Here is a 17893-nt window from a genome sequence, read left to right on the forward strand (position 1 = left end):
TTAGGTGCCGTCAGCGGCGGGTTGCTGTGGTGCGATTTTGCTGAGCAGAACTTGCGCCGCGGTGCGCAGCCGTATCGCGAAGCCGCCTTCGACAACGGATTCTTCGGCCACCAACGGCACGCGCGTTTCGGGCAGGCCCTCCAGAGTGATCACCAGTTCACCCAGTTGCTGGCCCTTTCGGATTGGCGCGGCGATGGGGGAATCGTAGACAACTTCGGCTGAGATGGCGTTGTCGCCGATCACGGGAACGAGCAGGTGAATATCATCTTCGACGGTCAGCCCGACATTGGGCAAAAGCCCCATCCATACATCGGCGCGGGCCAGTTCGGTACCAGCGCTTACGACCTCGCGTTCGGCAAATTGGCGGAAGGCCCAAGTGACGATGCGCTCGCTTTCAACCGCACGGTCAGCGGCGGTATCGAGGCCTGTTATCACCCAGATGATGCGCCGATCACCCTGTTTTGCCGAGCCGACAAGGCCGTAGCCTGCCTCCTGCGTGTGGCCTGTTTTGAGGCCATCAGCGCCGATATTCATACTCAGCACAGGGTTACGATTGCGCGAGTTGGCGGGGACACGCCCATCAAAATTGAACTCTTCCTGCGCGAACAGCGGATAGAAAGTCGGGAATTCGGTGATCAGGTTTTGGGCCAAAATCCCCAGATCGCGCACCGACATGCGGTGCCCAGCTGCCGGCCAGCCATTCGAGTTTGTGAAGGTCGAGTTGTTCATGCCCAGCTGTCGTGCGCGGTCTGTCATGAGGCGGGCAAAGCCACCCTCCGTGCCATCGGGAGACAGCGCCTCGGCAATCACTGCGCTGGCGTCGTTGCCTGACAGCACGATGACCCCCCGCAGCAGGTCTTCGACGCTGATACGCTCGCCCGCGCGCAGGAACATCGACGAGCCGCCATAATCCATCGCGTGTTGCGAGACGGTCAGTTCTTCATCGACCCGAAGCCTCCCGTCGGCGATCGCCTCGAATGCCATGAACAGTGTCATCAGTTTGGACATTGACGCAGGCGGAAGCGGCTCATCGGCGTTTTTGGCCATCAACACGGTGTCGGTCGTCAGGTCATAGACGAACGCGGCACGCGCCTTTGTATCAAAAGACTGGGCATGCGCTGCCGGTGAGATGGCTGCAACAAGGACGAAAAGGATGGCCTGGCAAAGCTGGCGCGTCATGGGGATGCGATTTCCTCTTTTTAGTTCGTCACATAGTAGGCATCGGCGAAGCCTTTGGCCCGCACTTGCTCAAGTAGGGCGGAACGCTCGCGGGCCGAGCTTGCGGGGCCAACAATCAGGCGCCAGAAGGTGCGGCCTTGGCTCGTTTGTTCGAGAATGGTCGGGATGATGCCGGACTCGCGCATCATGTCCGCCGTGCGGATCGCGTTTTCCTCAATGTTGAAAATGCCGATCTGGATGAAGGGCTTCTCAAGCGGGCCGTTGCTGAGCGCCGTTGTCGGCTGCTCGGTAGGGGGCGTTGGTTGGGTGACGGTTTCTGCCTCTGGAGCAGGGGGCGCAACCGAGGTTGCCTCCTCGGGCGCTGCGAGGCCGGAGGGACGGGCGATTGGCCGTGGCTCGCCGTCCGGAAGCGCCATGCTTGTTTCGGCCGCATCAATGGCCGCAGCGGCACCGGCGAGGGTGTTGCCCAGCGTGGTTTCTTCGATGTCTCTGGGGCTGTCGAAATCTGTCGTGGCTTCCGGTTCTTCCACCGCAACCTGCTCGCGCCGCAGCGCGGTGACATTCAATTGCGTGGGCGCGCCAGCGAACAGGTCTATCGCCGCGGCCGCATCAGACGACACTTGCAGTGCGGGGCCGGGGGTGCTGCGTTCGCGCCGGAAAAGAGCACCGATAACGAATTTCCCGTTTTCCTGATTGCGGATAATCACGCGTTCCGGCTCGATTACATCGGGGTGTGCCACCCATACGCCGCCAAGCGACGGGCGCCCGTCCCAAAGACCGTTTGCGGTGATTTGGAATACTTCGGGCGCTTCGACGTCACGTTCGATCAGCTGGATAGATTGTGCCGCGCCCGTTGTCGCTTGATTGCGTTGCAACGCGGCACCGAAATCGAAGCCCTCGCCCGGTGCGCAGGCGGTGAGCAAAGCCACCGCACATAAGGCGCTGGCGGCCGTTCCTCTGCGCAAGAAATGTGACGTCATCACTGCCCCCGTTTTTGTATGTGTTTCGCCGCAAAACCCGCGGATTTTGCGAACCGAATGCTCTTTTTTCTATCCCGCGGCCCAAATGGCCTAACCCTTGAGAATGATAGACTGTGATTTCCTGATTTGAAAGTGCGGGGTCGGGCGGTTGGCGGAAAAATGACTGTTACGATCGCCACTGGCAGAATCGTTTTAGCCTGCGTAAAGGAAATGCGCCGGAGGAGTGGCAGAGTGGTCGAATGCGGCGGTCTTGAAAACCGTTGAACGTCAAAAGCGTTCCGTGGGTTCGAATCCCACCTCCTCCGCCAGCGACCCCTGTCTCTGTCAGCGCAGTTGTTCTCTCGCGTTTTCCGGGGGTTTACGCTGACAGCATCGAAAAACTGCTCATACTGTCGCTATATTGAAGAATTCCTGATCAACGCGATTAGTTAGAATTTCTGCACCGAGTATACACTTAACCTCCTATTTTCCGACGCAGGCGCTTCATGTGGGATCCAAATCGGCACCAGCGTAAGTGGGGCCGACCTTTTTAGAAAAGGCAGCTTGTGCATCACAACCTACTGAAATACTTATAAATCATCAGCCTAGTTGCTTGGCTGTGAGTTAGGAGCCTTTTGGCCGACCAATAACTGGGATTTTGAGCTAAGGCGCTATGATCACCGGATATATGGCCTCAACGCGAGTCGGGTTTGCTGCTGTGCAGCAAAAACTGATGGGGTTTTGACAGCTTTTGCGTTGTGCGAGCGGTCACTTTTTGGGCAGTCGGGGCAAACGCGAACGATAATTGGGCGAAAACTCATCAACCCAAGCACCCTGTCGCGCACTTATTGGCATTGCAGCAATTGCTGTGGCTTGTTGAGCGGGCCCTGTATGGGCATTGAAACGTCCCGCAGGGCCCATCCTGGCAGATAGTTTCCCCGCGAGACGACAACATCACTGCTGTGGGTTTCAGATAAGTCGTCTGCGACCGTTTTCAAAGTGCTTTAGAGCATTTTTGAAACCGCCCAAGAGGCCCATGGCGCAACTTGGAACGTATATAATGGCTAAACTCCTCCCCCTTTCTTCGTTGCTCACGGCTGGTCTGCTTTCATCGACAGCTGCCTTTGCTTGCGATGGCCCGATAAAAGTAGGCGTCTTGCACTCGCTCTCTGGCACCATGGCGATTTCGGAAACCACGCTCAAAGATACAATGGAGCTTTTGATTGAAAATCAGAACGCGGCCGGCGGTTTACTTGGCTGCGAAATCGAGGCTGTCGTGGTTGACCCGGCATCCGACTGGCCGCTTTTTGCTGAAAAGGCCCGTGAACTGCTGACTGTATCAGAAGTCGACGTGATCTTTGGCTCCTGGACGTCAGTATCGCGCAAATCGGCGCTGCCCGTCTTGGAAGAGTTGAACGGTTTGATGTTCTATCCGGTGCAGTATGAGGGCGAAGAAAGCTCGCGAAATGTGTTCTACACTGGCGCTGCGCCAAATCAGCAGGCGATCCCAGCGACTGATTACTTCCTTGAGGAACTCGGCGTTGAGAAATTTGCGCTGCTTGGAACTGATTATGTCTACCCACGGACAACCAACAACATCCTTGAAGCCTATCTGATGGATAATGGCATCGCGGCCGAAGATATCTTCGTGAATTATACGCCCTTTGGTCACTCTGACTGGGCAACCATCGTTGCAGATGTCGTCGCCTTGGGTGCGGACGGCAAGCAGGTCGGCGTCATTTCAACCATCAACGGTGATGCAAACATTGGTTTTTATAAAGAACTGGCTGCGGCAGGGATCTCTGCGGATGACATCCCCGTGGTTGCGTTCTCGGTGGGCGAAGAAGAACTCTCGGGCCTTGATACGACCAATCTTGTCGGTCACTTGGCCGCTTGGAACTACTTCCAGTCCGCAGAATCCGAGTTGAATGACGAATGGGTCACAGCCTGGAAAGCAAAGATGGGAGAAGATCGTGTAACCAACGATCCGATGGAAGCCCACTATATCGGCTTCAATATGTGGGTGAACGCTGTGACTGACGCAGGCACAACGGACGTCGATGCAGTGCGCGAAGCGATGTATGGGCAGGAGTTCCCGAACCTCACTGGCGGCACCGCCGTGATGTTGCCAAACCATCACTTGGCTAAGCCGGTCCTGATTGGTGAGATCACGGCAGACGGTCAATTCGACATCATCAGCCAGACCACAGAGGTACCAGGCGATGCATGGACAGACTACTTGCCAGAGTCGGCAGTTCTGGTCTCTGACTGGCAAGAGCTTGGCTGCGGTATGTACAATACCGAAACCGAGACCTGCGTTCAGCTGACCTCGAACTATTAAGACCCTCTGGGCGTGCGAGCCTTCGTGCTCGCGCGCCTGAATTCCTGACGAACAGGCTTCGCACCATGCTCCGAATACTGCTGATGGCACTCGCCGTTTATCTTGCCATACCCAATGGCGCGACCGCCCAAACCCTACAATCCATCTTGCAGACCCACGCTGATGAGGTCGCCAAACCTGGCCGCAGGACAGTTGGTGTTTTGCTGGATGATCTGGTGGCCAGCGCGTTGCCTCAGGCCGTCCCCTTTCTTGAGGCATGGCGTGATCGGGAAATCGTTCAGCGCGAAGAAGACGGCCTGTTCCTGCGTCAATTGGGCGGTGATCTGCTTGATCTGGACACCGGCGAGGTGATCGGCACAACCGAAGGATCTGCACTTACCGAATCCCGTCCAAATGGCGGCGTGCGACGCGCGATTGGCGACGTGTTGGTTCAGTTTCAACTTTCAGATCCGGTGATTGAAAAACGTCAGGCTGCGGTCGATGCCATTGCGCGCAGCATGGACTCCAGTCAATTGGCCCCTCTTGCGGCTTCTATTGCAGATGAAGCGGATGCCACGTTGCGCGCCAGAAAAGAGCGCCTCGTGGGTCTGCTCCGCGCCAGTTTCGCACCGACAACGGCAGAGCGTATTGAAGCGATCGCCAACCTAGGTAGTGATCTTTCGGTCGATACGCGCGCCGTTCTGAATAATATCCTCGCCACCGAGGCAGGTGTCGCCGCCGAGTTTCCTGAGGGTTCAAATATTGCCGCTATCCTGACACCGGGAATTGATCTGACCGAGGCGGACGCTTACGCCCAGTTGGTTGATGCGGGCCTTGCTCCGCCGGTGATCAGCCCCTCGGAAATCCGGCAAGCGCTTGTGGCCAACATTGTCGACGAGAAGGTCGGTGGCCTGCAAGTTGCGACGCTCGGGACACAGGATGCGCGCGCGGCGGCTTATCAAGCTTTGGCTGCTGCTGGCACGGTCCCGACGCTTGTCACACCGGCAGACCAAGCGGCGGCACTCGAAGACCATGTGTTCTACCTGAGCTACATTGAACCTGACAAAGAGATCACAGACGCCGCCCGTTCATCCCTCGATGCGATCGAGACGAAAGTGGCATTCAGCCAAGCCGCTGATCTGGGGCTCGACGCGCTGTCGCTCGCTTCGATCTACTTTCTTGCAGCCATCGGCCTCGCGATCACTTTTGGTGTTATGGGGGTCATCAATATGGCCCATGGCGAGTTCATCATGATGGGCGCCTATACGGGCTATGTCGTCCAACTTTTTGTGCCGGATTACACAGTGTCGATCATCGTCGCCCTCCCGCTGGCCTTTGCGGTAACATTCGGCGCAGGTGTCGCAATGGAACGCCTCGTGATACGGCATCTCTACCATCGACCGCTAGAAACCCTGCTGGCGACATTCGGCATTTCCATTGCCCTGCAACAGCTTGCCAAGAACATCTTTGGCACCCAGGCCAGGCCTCTGACATCACCGAGCTGGCTTGATGGCGCACTGGTCTTTAACGATGTGGTTGCCATCAGCTACATCAGGATCGCGATTTTTGTACTCGCGCTGATCTTTCTGGCATTGATTGTCTACGTCCTCCGGCGAACACGGCTTGGTTTGGAAGTTCGGGCGGTCACGCAAAACCCGGGCATGGCCTCTTCGATGGGGATCAATCCTGATTCTATCAATATGATGACCTTTGGCCTTGGCTCAGGGATTGCCGGGATCGCAGGTGTGGCCATCGGGCTTTTCGCGCAGGTAACTTCGGAAATGGGGCAAGCCTATATCGTTCAATCGTTTATGACCGTTGTGGTCGGAGGGGTCGGCAGCGTCTTTGGTACGCTGGCTGGGGCCGGTCTGATCGGTGGTCTGCAAAAAGGGATCGAATGGTTGAACCCGTCGAACACGCTTGCGGCCCAAACTTACATGATCCTTTTCATCATTCTTTTCATTCAATTCCGTCCCAAGGGCATCGTTGCTCTAAAGGGACGGGCAGCGGCGGATTGAACTATGGGCAAATCATTTCTTTCTCAAAACCCGTCAGTTCTTTGGTTCTTGATTGCCTTGTCAATCTTCACCCTTGTTGTGACGCTGCTATCCGAGGTCACTGGGGTCGCCTTCATCTCAACCAGCTTTGTAAAGACATTGGGCAAAACGCTTTGTTTGTGCCTGATCGCGGTCGCGATGGATGTTGTCTGGGGATATTGCGGAATTCTCAGCCTCGGACACTTCGCCTTCTTTGGGGGCGGTGGCTATGCCATTGGGATGTGGCTGATGTATGCGCGCACAGAAATCATTGTGCTTGAAAGCCTAGCTGGGCAAGCGCTACCGCCGACGCCACAAGAAGTCTCTGATGCCATTGGCACGCAGATATTCGGTGTGGTCGGCAGCTCGGAGTTTCCGTTGATCTGGGCGTTCGCAGACAGTCTGATCCTGCAACTGGTTATGGTCGTTCTGATCCCTGGCCTGCTTGCATTGGTTTTCGGCTGGCTCGCTTTCCGTAGCAGGGTCACAGGGGTGTATCTGTCGATCCTCACACAGGCGATGACGCTGGCTCTGGCTCTTTACCTTTTCCAAAATGACAGCGGTTTGCGTGGGAACAATGGCCTCTCTGGCTTGCAGAATATCCCCGGGTTTGAGGACACGTCGCAAGCCACGATCTCCATCGTCTTTTTTTGGGCCTCAGCGCTCGCGCTGGGGCTGGGGTATGTGTTCTTCGCTTGGGTTGTGTCTGGAAAGATGGGGAGCGTGATCAAGGGCATCCGTGACAATGAAGCCCGCGTGCGTTTCCTTGGCTATCACGTCGAAAGCTATAAGCTGTTTATCTTTACGATCACAGCCATCGTCTCTGGCATCGCTGGCGCGTTGTACTACCCGCAAGCGGGGATCATTAACCCAGGCGAAATTGCACCGATCGCTTCGATCTATCTTGCGGTCTGGGTCGCCATCGGTGGACGCGGGCGGCTTTACGGGGCGGTCATCGGCGCGGCTTTTGTCTCGCTGCTGTCCAGTTGGCTCACGGGCGGTGGTGCCCCCGACGTGCCGCTGGGGTTCTACACGATCAAATGGACAGATTGGTGGCTCGTCCTGCTGGGGCTGAGCTTTGTTGTGGTTACGCTTTTCTTCCCCAAAGGCATTGGGGGAGTGTTCGATAAATTGGTAAGGAAACCGTCATGACAAGCCTGCTCGAAGTCTCGGGCGTGTCCGTCAGTTTTGATGGGTTTCGCGCTATTAACAATCTCTCCGTCCAATTTGCTGAAGCCGAACTGCGGGCCATCATCGGACCCAATGGCGCAGGCAAGACGACGTTCATGGACATTGTGACCGGCAAGACAAAACCCGACGAGGGCAAGGTTGTCTGGGGGGAAAAGAATATCTCCCTGTTGGGGATGTCCGAAAGCGAAATTGCTATGGAAGGGATTGGTCGGAAATTTCAGAAACCCACGGTGTTTGAAGATCAAACTGTTCGCCAAAACCTTGCGATGGCTCTCAAAAACCCCCGCAGCCCCTTTGCGGTACTTTGGCACAAGCGCACCAAGGCAAATGCGGCGCGTATAGAAGCTATCGCCGAGCAGATCGGCCTGACGGCGCAGCTCACTAGGATCGCAGGGGAGCTTAGCCATGGACAAAAGCAGTGGCTTGAAATCGGGATGCTGCTGGCGCAAGAGCCGCGGTTACTGCTCGTTGATGAGCCTGCCGCAGGTATGAGCGTTGAGGAACGCGAAAAGACCACCAATATCCTGCGCGAAGCCGCCAAAACTAGGGCCGTTGTGGTTGTCGAACATGATATGGAGTTCGTCCGCCGCCTGGAGTGCAAAGTCACGGTCCTACATGAAGGATCAGTGCTGGCCGAGGGCAACCTGGATCATGTGACCAGCAACCCAAAGGTCATCGACGTTTATTTGGGGCGCGGACATGCTTAGCGTCGAAAACCTCAGCCTGAAATATGGCCAAAGCCAAATTCTCTTCCACGTTTCCTTGACTGCCAAGCGCGGTGAAATCACGACCTTGATGGGCAACAATGGTGTCGGCAAAACCAGCTTGCTCAAGGCAATTGCAGGCAGGCACCCCTATAGTGAGGGCAGTTTGGAAGTGGACGGCGGCAGGTTGACTCTTCCAAGCGCGTTTGAAGCAGCCCGCGCTGGCATCGCCTATGTTCCGCAAGGGCGTGAGGTCTTTCCACTGATGACCGTGCTTGAAAACCTTGAGACAGGTTTCGCGTGCCTTCCAAAGTCAGATCACATGATCCCTGACGAGATTTTTACGCTCTTTCCGGTTTTGCAAGAGATGCAAACAAGGCGCGGCGGTGACCTCTCGGGTGGGCAACAACAGCAATTGGCGATTGCCCGTGCTTTGATCACGCGCCCCAAGGTGCTCCTTTTGGATGAACCGACAGAGGGCATCCAGCCAAATATTATCCAACAGATCGGTGATGCGCTGCAACAACTGCGCAGCAAAGGGGACATGGCGATTCTGCTGGTCGAACAGAATGCCGACTTCGCCTATGGGAATGCAGACCAGATTTACGTCATGGAACGTGGGACCATGAAACTGAATGTGCACAGATCAGCGATCTCTCAGGCTGCCCTTCTGGAACATTTGTCGCTTTAGCTTGGATAACTGCGTCGCTGGATTGCGCCGAGGAAAATTCAGACCGCGGATTCCTTGCGGAGACGGGGCAGCATGGATCTTATTTCACCGCCAGTTGCCCTGTTTTTGTTAGCGCAGCCGTCTCCTCTCCGTTTTTAGCCGCTTTTTGGCGGGTTTGGTGAGGGCCTGCGGTGAGAGCGATCGCCAACGCTCCGTGCATTCCTGAGGCTCATTGCGGCGCCAATTGGCGCTGTTCCCGTGCATTAAAAGGTGCTGCGACAAAAGCCAAGCTGGGGAGATCAGTGCCTCGAATGCGGCTGTCTTATGCTAGAGCAACTCCCCAAGAAAGCGACTGCCCTGAGAGGTTTGACTGCGCCAGCAGCCCTGCGGCGCGGATGGTGCTTGAGAATGTTCCTAAAATCCGCACACTGATCCCAATTGGCATTGAATGGCCATCCTGAGTGATGGCGCCAGCGTAGAAAATTGAATTTTGGATACGGGACGACTACCCATGACAACCGGTTTCTTCGACGGCATTGCGCCGGTCAAACATGAGGGTGAAAACAGCAACTCCCCTATCGCCTATCGCCACTATAACCCTGATGAGCTGGTTATGGGTAAGCGGATGGAGGAGCATCTGCGGTTCGCTGTGGCATGGTGGCATTCTTTTGCTTGGGAGGGCGGTGATCCGTTTGGCGGGCAGACATTCGAACGGCCATGGCATCCGCAGGACAATATGGCGAAAGCGCGCGAAAAGGTTGATGCTGCTTTCGAGTTTTTTGACATTCTCGGCCAACCTTATTTTTGCTGGCATGATGCTGATATCCGGCCCGAGCAGGGAAATTTCGCGGACAATCTGGCGACCCTCGACGAAATAACCGACTACATCGGTGACAAGATGCAGGGAAGGAGTATTGGCTGCCTTTGGGGCACCGCCAATATGTTCTCGCATCGCCGATGGATGGCGGGCGCGTCGACGAACCCTGACCCTGATGTGTTTGCCTTTGCCGCCGCGACCGTGAAATCCTGCCTTGACGCGACCCACAAACTCGGCGGTGAGAATTATGTCTTGTGGGGAGGACGTGAGGGTTATGAAACCCTGCTCAACACCGACATGGGGCAAGAGCTGGATCACATGGGCCGCTTTTTGAGCATGGTCGTCGATTACAAACACAAGATCGGTTTCAAGGGGACGATCTTGGTCGAACCGAAACCACAAGAACCTTCGAAGCACCAATATGATTTTGATGCGGCGACGTGCATCGGCTTCCTGCGCAAATACGGTCTTGAGGGCGAGGTGAAATTAAACCTTGAACAGGGGCATGCCATCCTCGCTGGGCATTCATTCGAGCATGAGTTGGCAGTTGCCGCATCCGAAGGTTTGTTGGGGTCGATCGATATGAACCGCAACGACTACCAGTCTGGTTGGGATACTGACCAGTTCCCCAATAATGTCCCCGAGGTGGCACTGGCCTATTACCATATCCTGAAGGCTGGTGGGCTTGGAACCGGAGGCACCAACTTTGACGCGAAGCTGCGGCGTCAATCCTTGGACGCCGAGGATCTGGTTGCGGGGCATGTTGGGGCGATGGATGTCTGTGCGCGTGGATTGAAGGCCGCAGCGGCAATGATCGAAGACGGCGGACTGGAGACCGCGCTACAGGAGCGTTATGCTGGGTGGCGGACAGATGCCGCGCAGCAAATGCTGGGTAGCGATCTGGCCGCGATTACCGACCGGGTGCTGGCCGAAGAGATTAACCCGCAGCCGAGATCGGGGCGGCAGGAAATTCTTGAGAATTATGTGAACCGGTTTGTCTGATCACAGGCTCTGCGGTGGCCCTGAATATAGGGCCGCCGCAATAAAAATGGGTGTATCGCGCGATGAACGCCTGAGGGGCATGCGCCGCCCGATCAAACGGCGATGGGCGTAAGCCATACTGGGCTTTCGCTCGAAGCGCTGTCCACGACCGCCTCGACGAAGGCCACGCCTTTGAGGCCGTCATAGGCGAGAGGCACGTTTTGCCCCAAAGGTCCGGGCGCGCGCCCCGCCGAACGCGCGCGGATCGCTTCTGCAAAACCGGAATAAATGTTGGCAAATGCTTCGAGGTAGCCCTCGGGGTGGCCGGGCGGGGTGCGCATGCGAACCTGTGCATCCGCCGATAGCTCGTCTGAACCGCGTTTGATCAATTGAACCCGTCCGCCAAGTGGTTGGAAAACCAAGTCGTTCGGTTGCTCTTGGAACCATTGGAATGATCCCTTATCGCCGAAGACGCGCAGGCGGATTCCATTCGAGTTGCCTATCGCGACCTGTGACGACCAAAGAAGCCCGCGCGCGCCGCCTTTGTAGCGTATCATGACATGGGCATTATCGTCCAACGCGCGCCCCTCGACAAATGTGGCTATATCGGCGGTTAAACTTTCGAGTTCCAGCCCGGTCACAAAACCCGCCAGGTGGTAGGCATGGGTGCCGATGTCACCGATTGAACCGCCGCGTCCATTCTTGGTCGGATCGGTGCGCCAGGCAGCCTGGGCGTTGCCCTCTGCCTCGATGGCGGTCGCCATCCACTCTAGAGGGTATTCCACTTGTACGGTTCGGATTTTGCCAATTTCTCCGTTGGCGATGCGCACCCTTGCTTCGTGGATCATCGGGTAGCCGGAGTAGGTATAGGTCACGCCGACGAAGCGGCCGGATTCGCGGGCGAGCTTTTCCAGTGCGACTGCGTCGTCGAGCGTTGCGGTCAACGGTTTTTCGCAAATGACATCAAAGCCAGCCTCTATGAGCGCTTTGGCGATGGGGTAGTGGGTGAAGTTCGGCGTGCAAATAGCAACCGCATCGACGCGATCTTCGCGGCTGGCTTCGCCAGCGATCAATGCCTTGTAGTCGCCATATGCGCGGTCCTCGTTCAGGCCTTGTGATAAAGCGAATGCGCGGCCTTTTTCAGGATCGACGTCAAATGCGCCAGCGACCAGATCCCAAGCGCCGTCGAGGCGGGATGCTATGCGATGAATGTTGCCGATATAAGCGCCTTCGCCGCCGCCGACCATGCCGAGGCGCAGTTTGCGTTGATAGCTCATAGTCAATTCTCCAGTCCGAGCATTTGCCGGTTCGCCTTTTGATCCGCGCCAGATTTGACAAAATCGTCGAACGCGCGATCCGATATTTTAATGATGTGATCCGAGATGAATTCTGCGCCTTCTCGCGCACCATCTTCAGGGTTCTTGATGAAGCATTCCCACTCGAGGGTAGCCCAACCATCGAAGCCGTAAGTAGAAAACTTGGTGAAGATCGTGCCAAAATCGACTTGTCCGTCACCGGGGCTGCGGAAACGACCGGCCCGCTTTGACCAAGGCATAAAGCCGCCGTAGGCGCCGGATTTTCCATCCGGTCGGAACTCGGCATCTTTGACATGGAAGGCTTTGATACGGTCATGGTAGTGGTCGATGAACGCCAGATAGTCCAAGGCCTGAAGCACGAAATGGCTAGGATCGTACATGATGTTGGCGCGTGGGTGATGGCCCACTTTTTCGAGAAAGTATTCCCATGAATGGCCGTCGTGCAGATCCTCGCAGGGGTGAATTTCGAAGCAGGCGTCAACGCCGTTTGCGTCAAACTCGTCGAGCAGCGGCTTCCAGCGCGCCGCCAATTCCGTAAAGGCATCGTCCACAAGCCCTTCTGGCCATTGTGGATAGGGGTAAAGGTAAGGCCAAAGGAGCGAGCCCGAAAATGTGGTATGCGTGGTGATCCCAAGGCGATTAGACGCCCGCGCGGCCAATCGCAGCTGTTCCTCCGCCCATGCGCGCCGCGCGGTGGGGGAGCCACGCACATGATCGGGCGCAAAACTGTCCATGATCTGGTCATGGGCTGGATGGACGGCGACCAACTGGCCGGTGATGTGCGAGGCGAATTCGGTGAGGGTCAGGTCATGGTCGGCGAGCAACCCCTTGATTTCGCTCGCGTAGGTTTCACTTTCGGCCGCACGCTTAATGTCAATAAGCCGCGTATCCCATGTCGGGATTTGCACACCTTTGAAGCCCTTTTGCTGCGCCCATTTTGCGAGGCTTGGCAAACTGTCATAAGGGGGGTCGTCGGCGGCGAATTGCGCGAGAAAGACGGCGGGGCCTTTGATCGTTTTCATCGTCATAATTGCAGGGCCTCATCGGGTACGGGCGCGTCATCGTAGGCGCCCCAGATGGATTGGTCGAAATTGACGATCGTTCCGGTCATCATTCCGCTATCGTTAGACGCCATCCAGAGAACGGCTTTTGCAACTTCCTTCGGGTCGAGAATGCGACCGAATGGCTTTGCGGCGGCAGCGCGGTCTATGAAATGTGGGTCGCCTGTCTCGAACTCGATCAATTTGCGCTCATGGTCGGAATTCATCCAGCCAATCGAGAGCTGGTTTACATGTATCCTGTTGCGCATGAGGGCAAAGCCTGCGTTCCGTGTGAGTGTCGCCAATGCGCCTTTGGACGCGGAATAGGGGCAGAGGAAAGGTTGGCCTGCGTGTTCGGACATGGAGCCGATATTGACAATGCGCCCTTCAACGCCTTCGCGGATCATGATTTTGGCGGCATCCTGCATCAGGAAGAAAGGCGCGCGAACGTTGACGGCGAACATGCTGTCGAACAGTTCGGCACTTGTGTTCATGATATTCCCGCGATCCGTTAGGCCTGCGGCGTTGACGAGAATGTCGACCCGGCCGAAGGTTTCATCAGTCTCGGCCATGATCCGGTGTACGTCCTCGAGATTGCCCAGATCGGCCGCGACCATGCGCACATCTATGCCAAAAGCTGCGCCAATCTCTGTGGCGACTTTCTCGCCCTTTTCGCGGCCTCGGCCGACAAGCACTATTCCTGCGGCGCCGGCTTCGGCGAACTGGCGGGCAATTGCCGCGCCTAGGCCTTGCGTTCCGCCAGTAATGACAGCGATCTTTCCGTCTATCCGGTTCATTCCACTACCTCGTATCCTGCGATATCCATCACGTTTTTGAGCGTTCTGCGCCCCTTGATTGCCATCTCTAGAGGCGGGTGCGCCACCGGATCTTGTTCGGCTTCGATTACAAACCATCCTTGATAGCCCTTGGCGGCGAGGGCTTTAACGATCTCTTCAAAGTCGAGGGAGCCATCACCGGGAACTGTGAAGGCGCCCTTGATGACCGCATCAAGAAAGCTTTCGCGGCTTCGGTCCAACCCATTAATCACGTCGAAGCGCACATCCTTGGTGTGGACATGCGCTATTCGGGCATGGTGATTGTCGATCACGCGCAGATTATCGCCGCCGGCGAACGCCATATGGCCCGCATCGAACAGAAGTGGCACTGACGAGTTCTGCATGAACATGTCGAGTTCGGCCTCTGTTTCGACTACGGCTGCCATGTGGTGATGGTAGGCGATCGGCATGCCCTGCGCTGCGCACCAGTCCGAAAAATCCGATATCTTGCGCCCATAGACGGCCATCTCGGCCTCGGTCAATCGCGGCTTTTGGGCAAGTGGAGTGTAGCGTTCCCCTTGCACCGAGCGCGCTGTTTCGCCGTAAACAATGCATGGCGCTCCGGCTTCCTTGAAAAAGGTAAGTTGAGCTGCGATCCTGTCTTTTTCGGCTTCGATGTCGCCATCGAGCAGCAGTCCGGAAAACCATCCGCCACAAACCGACATTCCGTGCCGTGCGAGGGTTGGGCCAAGTTCAGCCATATTCATGGGGAAGCGACGGCCGGTTTCCATGCCGCTAAGCCCTGCCGTGGCAGCCTGTCGTAGACATTCGTCGAGCGAAACATCATCCGACAGGCTCTCCAGATCGTCGTTCCACCACGCTATCGGGGCGATCCCTAGTCGCGCTTGCAACATGCGATCACACGCCCCGGCGTTGTTTCTGGCGGAACGCTTCCTGACCTGCTCGTGCCTGGCGGATGCTTTCACGGTTGTTGATCTCGGGAACGCCGACGTACCAATCTGCACCGCCGGGCGTCCATGTGTAGGCATCTGAATTGATCACCAAAACGGTTGTGCGATCAGTGCCTTGTGCCCATTCCATATTGACCTCGAGGTCAGCGAGGCTCTCGCAAAAGCGGGCTTCGGCGCCCATGGCGCGGGCGTGCGAGACGAAATCAACGTGCAAAGGATTGTCCTTGTTCTGCACGCGGCTGTCTTTAAGCAAGTTATTGAAGCCAGGAACGCCCATGCCGGTTTGCAAGCGGTTGATGACGCCAAAACCGCCATTGTCGCAGACCACGACAATCATTTTATGGCCGGACAAGACTGTCGAATAGATGTCGGAGTTCATCATCATGTATGAGCCATCGCCAACCATGACGATTGGCACACCGGTTTGAGTGCCGTCTGGGCTGGTTTTGGCCATTGCGTGCCCCCAACCACCCGCGATTTCATAGCCCATGCAGGAAAACCCAAACTCGAGGTCATAAGTGTTCGGGGCTTTTACGCGCCAGTTCTTGGCCGTTTCGCCGGGGAGGCCGCCGGCGGCCGTGACCATCGTATCCTCCTTGCGGGCCATCTTGTTCACCACGCCGATGACCTGCGCATACGAGGGTAGGGCGCTATTTGTCGGGGTTTGGCCCTCGTCCAGTGCCGTGTTCCATTCAGCGTAGAGCTTTTGAGCGCGCTCCATTTGTGCGGGATCGCAAGCCCAATCGCCCAGCTCGGCGTCGATTTCTTGGATGCATTCCAATGCGTCCCCGACCACAGGCACCGCGAAATGTTTGCTGGCGTCAAAGCGCGCCGCGTTGATGTTCAGGAATTTCGCGTCCTTGGCGAATGTAGTCCAAGAGCCTGTTGTGAAATCCTGCATTCGAGTGCCGACGGCAATCACGACATCGGCAGTTTCTGCCAGTTCCTTCGCTGCGTCGGTTCCCTCGATCCCCATTGCACCCACATTCACAGGGTGATCATGCACGATCCCCCCTTTGCCAGCGATGGTTTCCGCGACGGGAATGCTACGACGCTGAGCAAAGTCGGCCAGCAATTCATTCGCGCCGGAGTAACGCACACCGCCGCCGGATATGATCAATGGCTTTTTAGCCGATTTCAGCAGCGCGACAGCAGCAGCGACCTCGTTACGAGAGGGCCGAGGACGCGGTATGATCCACGTTTTTTCGGCAAAGAAACTTTCCGGGTAATCATAAGCGATTTCCTGAATGTCCTGTGGCAGACCGATGAAGGCAGGCCCGCAATTGGCGGGTTCGAGCATCGTTGTCAGTGCTTGCGGCAGTGACGATAGAATCTGTGCCGGATGGGTGATCCTGTCCCAGAAGCGGGTCACGCTGCGGAAACCGTCATTGACTGTCGTGGAGGGGCTTCCGAAATGCTCGACCTGTTGCAGAACGGGATCCGGCAAACGGTTTGTGAATGTGTCGCCCGACAGTAAAAGAAGCGGTAGTCTGTTAGCGTGAGCGGTGCCTGCGGCAGTGATCATATTCGTCGCGCCCGGTCCGACAGAGGATGTTGCAATCATGATCTGCCGGCGAAGCTTGGCTTTCGCGAAACCGACGGCGGCAAGGGCCATCGATTGTTCGTTTTGTCCGCGCCAAGTGGGAAGGCGGTCTTGAACTTGCTCAAGCGCTTCTGACAGGCAGGTGACATTGCCATGGCCGAAAATGCCGAAAACGCCTGCAAACAACGGCACCTTTTCGCCGTCAACTTCGGTATACTGGTTACACAGATAACGCACTATCGCCTGTGCCATGGTCAGATTGACTGTTTTGTCGGACATCGCGGCTTCCTCCCGTTGACGGATTCTCCTCAGTTGTGAAATGTATATTGACATTGATCGATCGTTGCAACGATCATTGCGAAAATTCACGGGGAGGATTCCATGCTGAGAATTGCCGTCTTGGGGTGCGGGCGTATTGGTCGCATGCATGCCGAAAATATCCATGCCCACCCACGGGCGGAGCTAGCGGGTGTATTCGACGTTGTTGAAGCAGCCGCGAAAGAGGTGGCTGCGAATTTGTCGGTTAAGCAATTTGCCAGCGCGGACGATATTTTCAGTGCCAATGAGGTTGATGCGGTTCTCGTCGCGACGTCGACGCCAACGCATGCGGATTTCATCGAAGCGGCGGTAACGGCCGGAAAGCCTTGCTTATGTGAAAAGCCGATTGACCTGTCGGTAGCGCGCGTCAAGGCATGTGCATCAGCCATTGCAGGGACGACAGTGCCGATCATGTTGGGCTTCGTGCGGCGGTTTGACAAAGGTCATGCGGCGGTTCGCGCTGCCATAGAGGCCGGACAGATCGGCGACGTGCATCAGGTGGTGATTACTTCGCGTGATCCCGATATCGCGCCGGATGCCTATATCGAGGTTTCGGGCGGTATTTTCAGAGACATGACGATCCATGATTTTGACATGGCGCGGTTTATTATGGGCGAAGAGTTCGAAACGATCTCGGCGGTTGGTGCGAGATTGGTCGCTCCCGCACTTATGGAACGGTGCGACGACTACGACACCGTGACAGTCACCATGACCACGGCATCTGGAAAGCAATGCGTGATCTCAAACTCGCGGCGGGCTGTCTACGGCTATGATCAGCGTGTTGAAGCCTTTGGCACGGGAGGTATGGCGATTTCGGAAAACCATCCGGAGAACAATGCAAGGCTTTATGGTGGCGCCTATACTGACCAAAAAGCGCCGCTGTTGAATTTCTTTATTGAACGCTACGCACAGGCGTTCGCGTCCGAGATTGATGCTTTTGTTGACGCGGTCGAAAACGCCGCGCCGCCTGCCGTTGGTTTTGATGATGGTCACAAGGCACTGTTGCTCGCTGAAGCGGCGTTGATCTCGGTGCGCGAAGGTCGGCCGGTGCATCTGAAAGAGGTTGAGTAAA

Annotated in this window: 14 protein-coding genes and 1 tRNA gene; 8 read left to right on the forward strand and 7 right to left on the reverse strand. The window is 56.5% G+C overall.

The features are described 5' to 3' along the window. Positions 1–1179, reverse strand: coding sequence for a D-alanyl-D-alanine carboxypeptidase family protein (locus AB1E42_RS05695; RefSeq protein ID WP_368346025.1), 1179 nt, complete (start codon positions 1177–1179; stop codon positions 1–3). A 20-nt stretch (positions 1180–1199) separates the two neighbouring features. Beyond that, positions 1200–2159, reverse strand: coding sequence for an SPOR domain-containing protein (locus AB1E42_RS05700; protein WP_368346026.1), 960 nt, complete (start codon positions 2157–2159; stop codon positions 1200–1202). A 217-nt stretch (positions 2160–2376) separates the two neighbouring features. On the opposite strand from AB1E42_RS05700, the gene AB1E42_RS05705 reads away from it, so the two are divergent. From AB1E42_RS05705 to xylA, 7 genes are all read left to right on the forward strand, one after another. Further along, positions 2377–2467: transfer RNA gene (locus tag AB1E42_RS05705), tRNA-Ser, on the forward strand. A gap of 731 nt (positions 2468–3198) precedes the next feature. Continuing rightward, positions 3199–4479 carry an urea ABC transporter substrate-binding protein gene (urtA, locus tag AB1E42_RS05710; protein ID WP_368346027.1) on the forward strand — a complete coding sequence of 427 codons (1281 nt, stop codon included), beginning with the start codon at positions 3199–3201 and terminating at the stop codon, positions 4477–4479. Positions 4480–4544: 65 nt separating this feature from the next. Further along, positions 4545–6476, forward strand: a complete 1932-nt coding sequence (gene urtB / locus AB1E42_RS05715; protein WP_368346028.1) for an urea ABC transporter permease subunit UrtB — start codon at positions 4545–4547, stop codon at positions 6474–6476. A 3-nt stretch (positions 6477–6479) separates the two neighbouring features. Next, positions 6480–7646, forward strand: a complete 1167-nt coding sequence (urtC, locus tag AB1E42_RS05720; RefSeq protein WP_368346029.1) for an urea ABC transporter permease subunit UrtC — start codon at positions 6480–6482, stop codon at positions 7644–7646. Next, positions 7643–8392, forward strand: coding sequence for an urea ABC transporter ATP-binding protein UrtD (gene urtD, locus AB1E42_RS05725; RefSeq protein WP_368346030.1), 750 nt, complete (start codon positions 7643–7645; stop codon positions 8390–8392). Before urtC ends, urtD begins: the two co-directional genes overlap by 4 nt. Beyond that, complete coding sequence (gene urtE, locus AB1E42_RS05730; RefSeq protein WP_368346031.1) at positions 8385–9080, forward strand: urea ABC transporter ATP-binding subunit UrtE; 696 nt, start codon at positions 8385–8387, stop codon at positions 9078–9080. The genes urtD and urtE overlap by 8 nt, the downstream gene beginning before the upstream one ends. A 490-nt stretch (positions 9081–9570) precedes the next feature. Continuing rightward, on the forward strand, positions 9571–10878 hold the full coding sequence (gene xylA, locus AB1E42_RS05735) for a xylose isomerase (protein ID WP_368346032.1): 1308 nt from the start codon (positions 9571–9573) through the stop codon (positions 10876–10878). A gap of 92 nt (positions 10879–10970) precedes the next feature. Here xylA and AB1E42_RS05740 read toward each other — a convergent pair whose 3' ends face one another. Genes AB1E42_RS05740 through iolD form a run of 5 tightly spaced genes read right to left on the reverse strand, consistent with a single transcriptional unit; the run spans position 10971 to position 16782 of the window. Then, the gene (locus AB1E42_RS05740) at positions 10971–12104 is read right to left on the reverse strand and encodes a Gfo/Idh/MocA family protein (RefSeq protein WP_368346377.1); all 1134 of its coding nucleotides are present in this window, start codon (positions 12102–12104) and stop codon (positions 10971–10973) included. 32 nt (positions 12105–12136) lie between these two features. Then, positions 12137–13195 (reverse strand): sugar phosphate isomerase/epimerase family protein, encoded by a 1059-nt coding sequence (locus AB1E42_RS05745; protein ID WP_368346378.1) that lies wholly within the window; start codon positions 13193–13195, stop codon positions 12137–12139. Positions 13196–13197: 2 nt separating this feature from the next. Further along, positions 13198–14010 (reverse strand): SDR family oxidoreductase, encoded by an 813-nt coding sequence (locus AB1E42_RS05750; protein ID WP_368346033.1) that lies wholly within the window; start codon positions 14008–14010, stop codon positions 13198–13200. After that, a complete protein-coding gene (iolE, locus tag AB1E42_RS05755) occupies positions 14007–14903 on the reverse strand; it encodes a myo-inosose-2 dehydratase (RefSeq protein WP_368346034.1) in 897 nt (298 codons plus the stop codon). The genes AB1E42_RS05750 and iolE overlap by 4 nt, the downstream gene beginning before the upstream one ends. 4 nt (positions 14904–14907) lie before the next feature. Further along, positions 14908–16782 (reverse strand): 3D-(3,5/4)-trihydroxycyclohexane-1,2-dione acylhydrolase (decyclizing), encoded by a 1875-nt coding sequence (gene iolD / locus AB1E42_RS05760; protein ID WP_368346035.1) that lies wholly within the window; start codon positions 16780–16782, stop codon positions 14908–14910. A 102-nt stretch (positions 16783–16884) separates the two neighbouring features. Here iolD and iolG point away from each other — a divergent pair, with 102 nt between their 5' ends. Beyond that, positions 16885–17892, forward strand: a complete 1008-nt coding sequence (gene iolG, locus AB1E42_RS05765) for an inositol 2-dehydrogenase (protein WP_368346036.1) — start codon at positions 16885–16887, stop codon at positions 17890–17892. Position 17893 lies beyond the last annotated feature (1 nt).

This window comes from Pelagovum sp. HNIBRBA483 (genome assembly GCF_040931995.1).
Taxonomy (GTDB): Bacteria; Pseudomonadota; Alphaproteobacteria; order Rhodobacterales; family Rhodobacteraceae; genus JAEPMR01.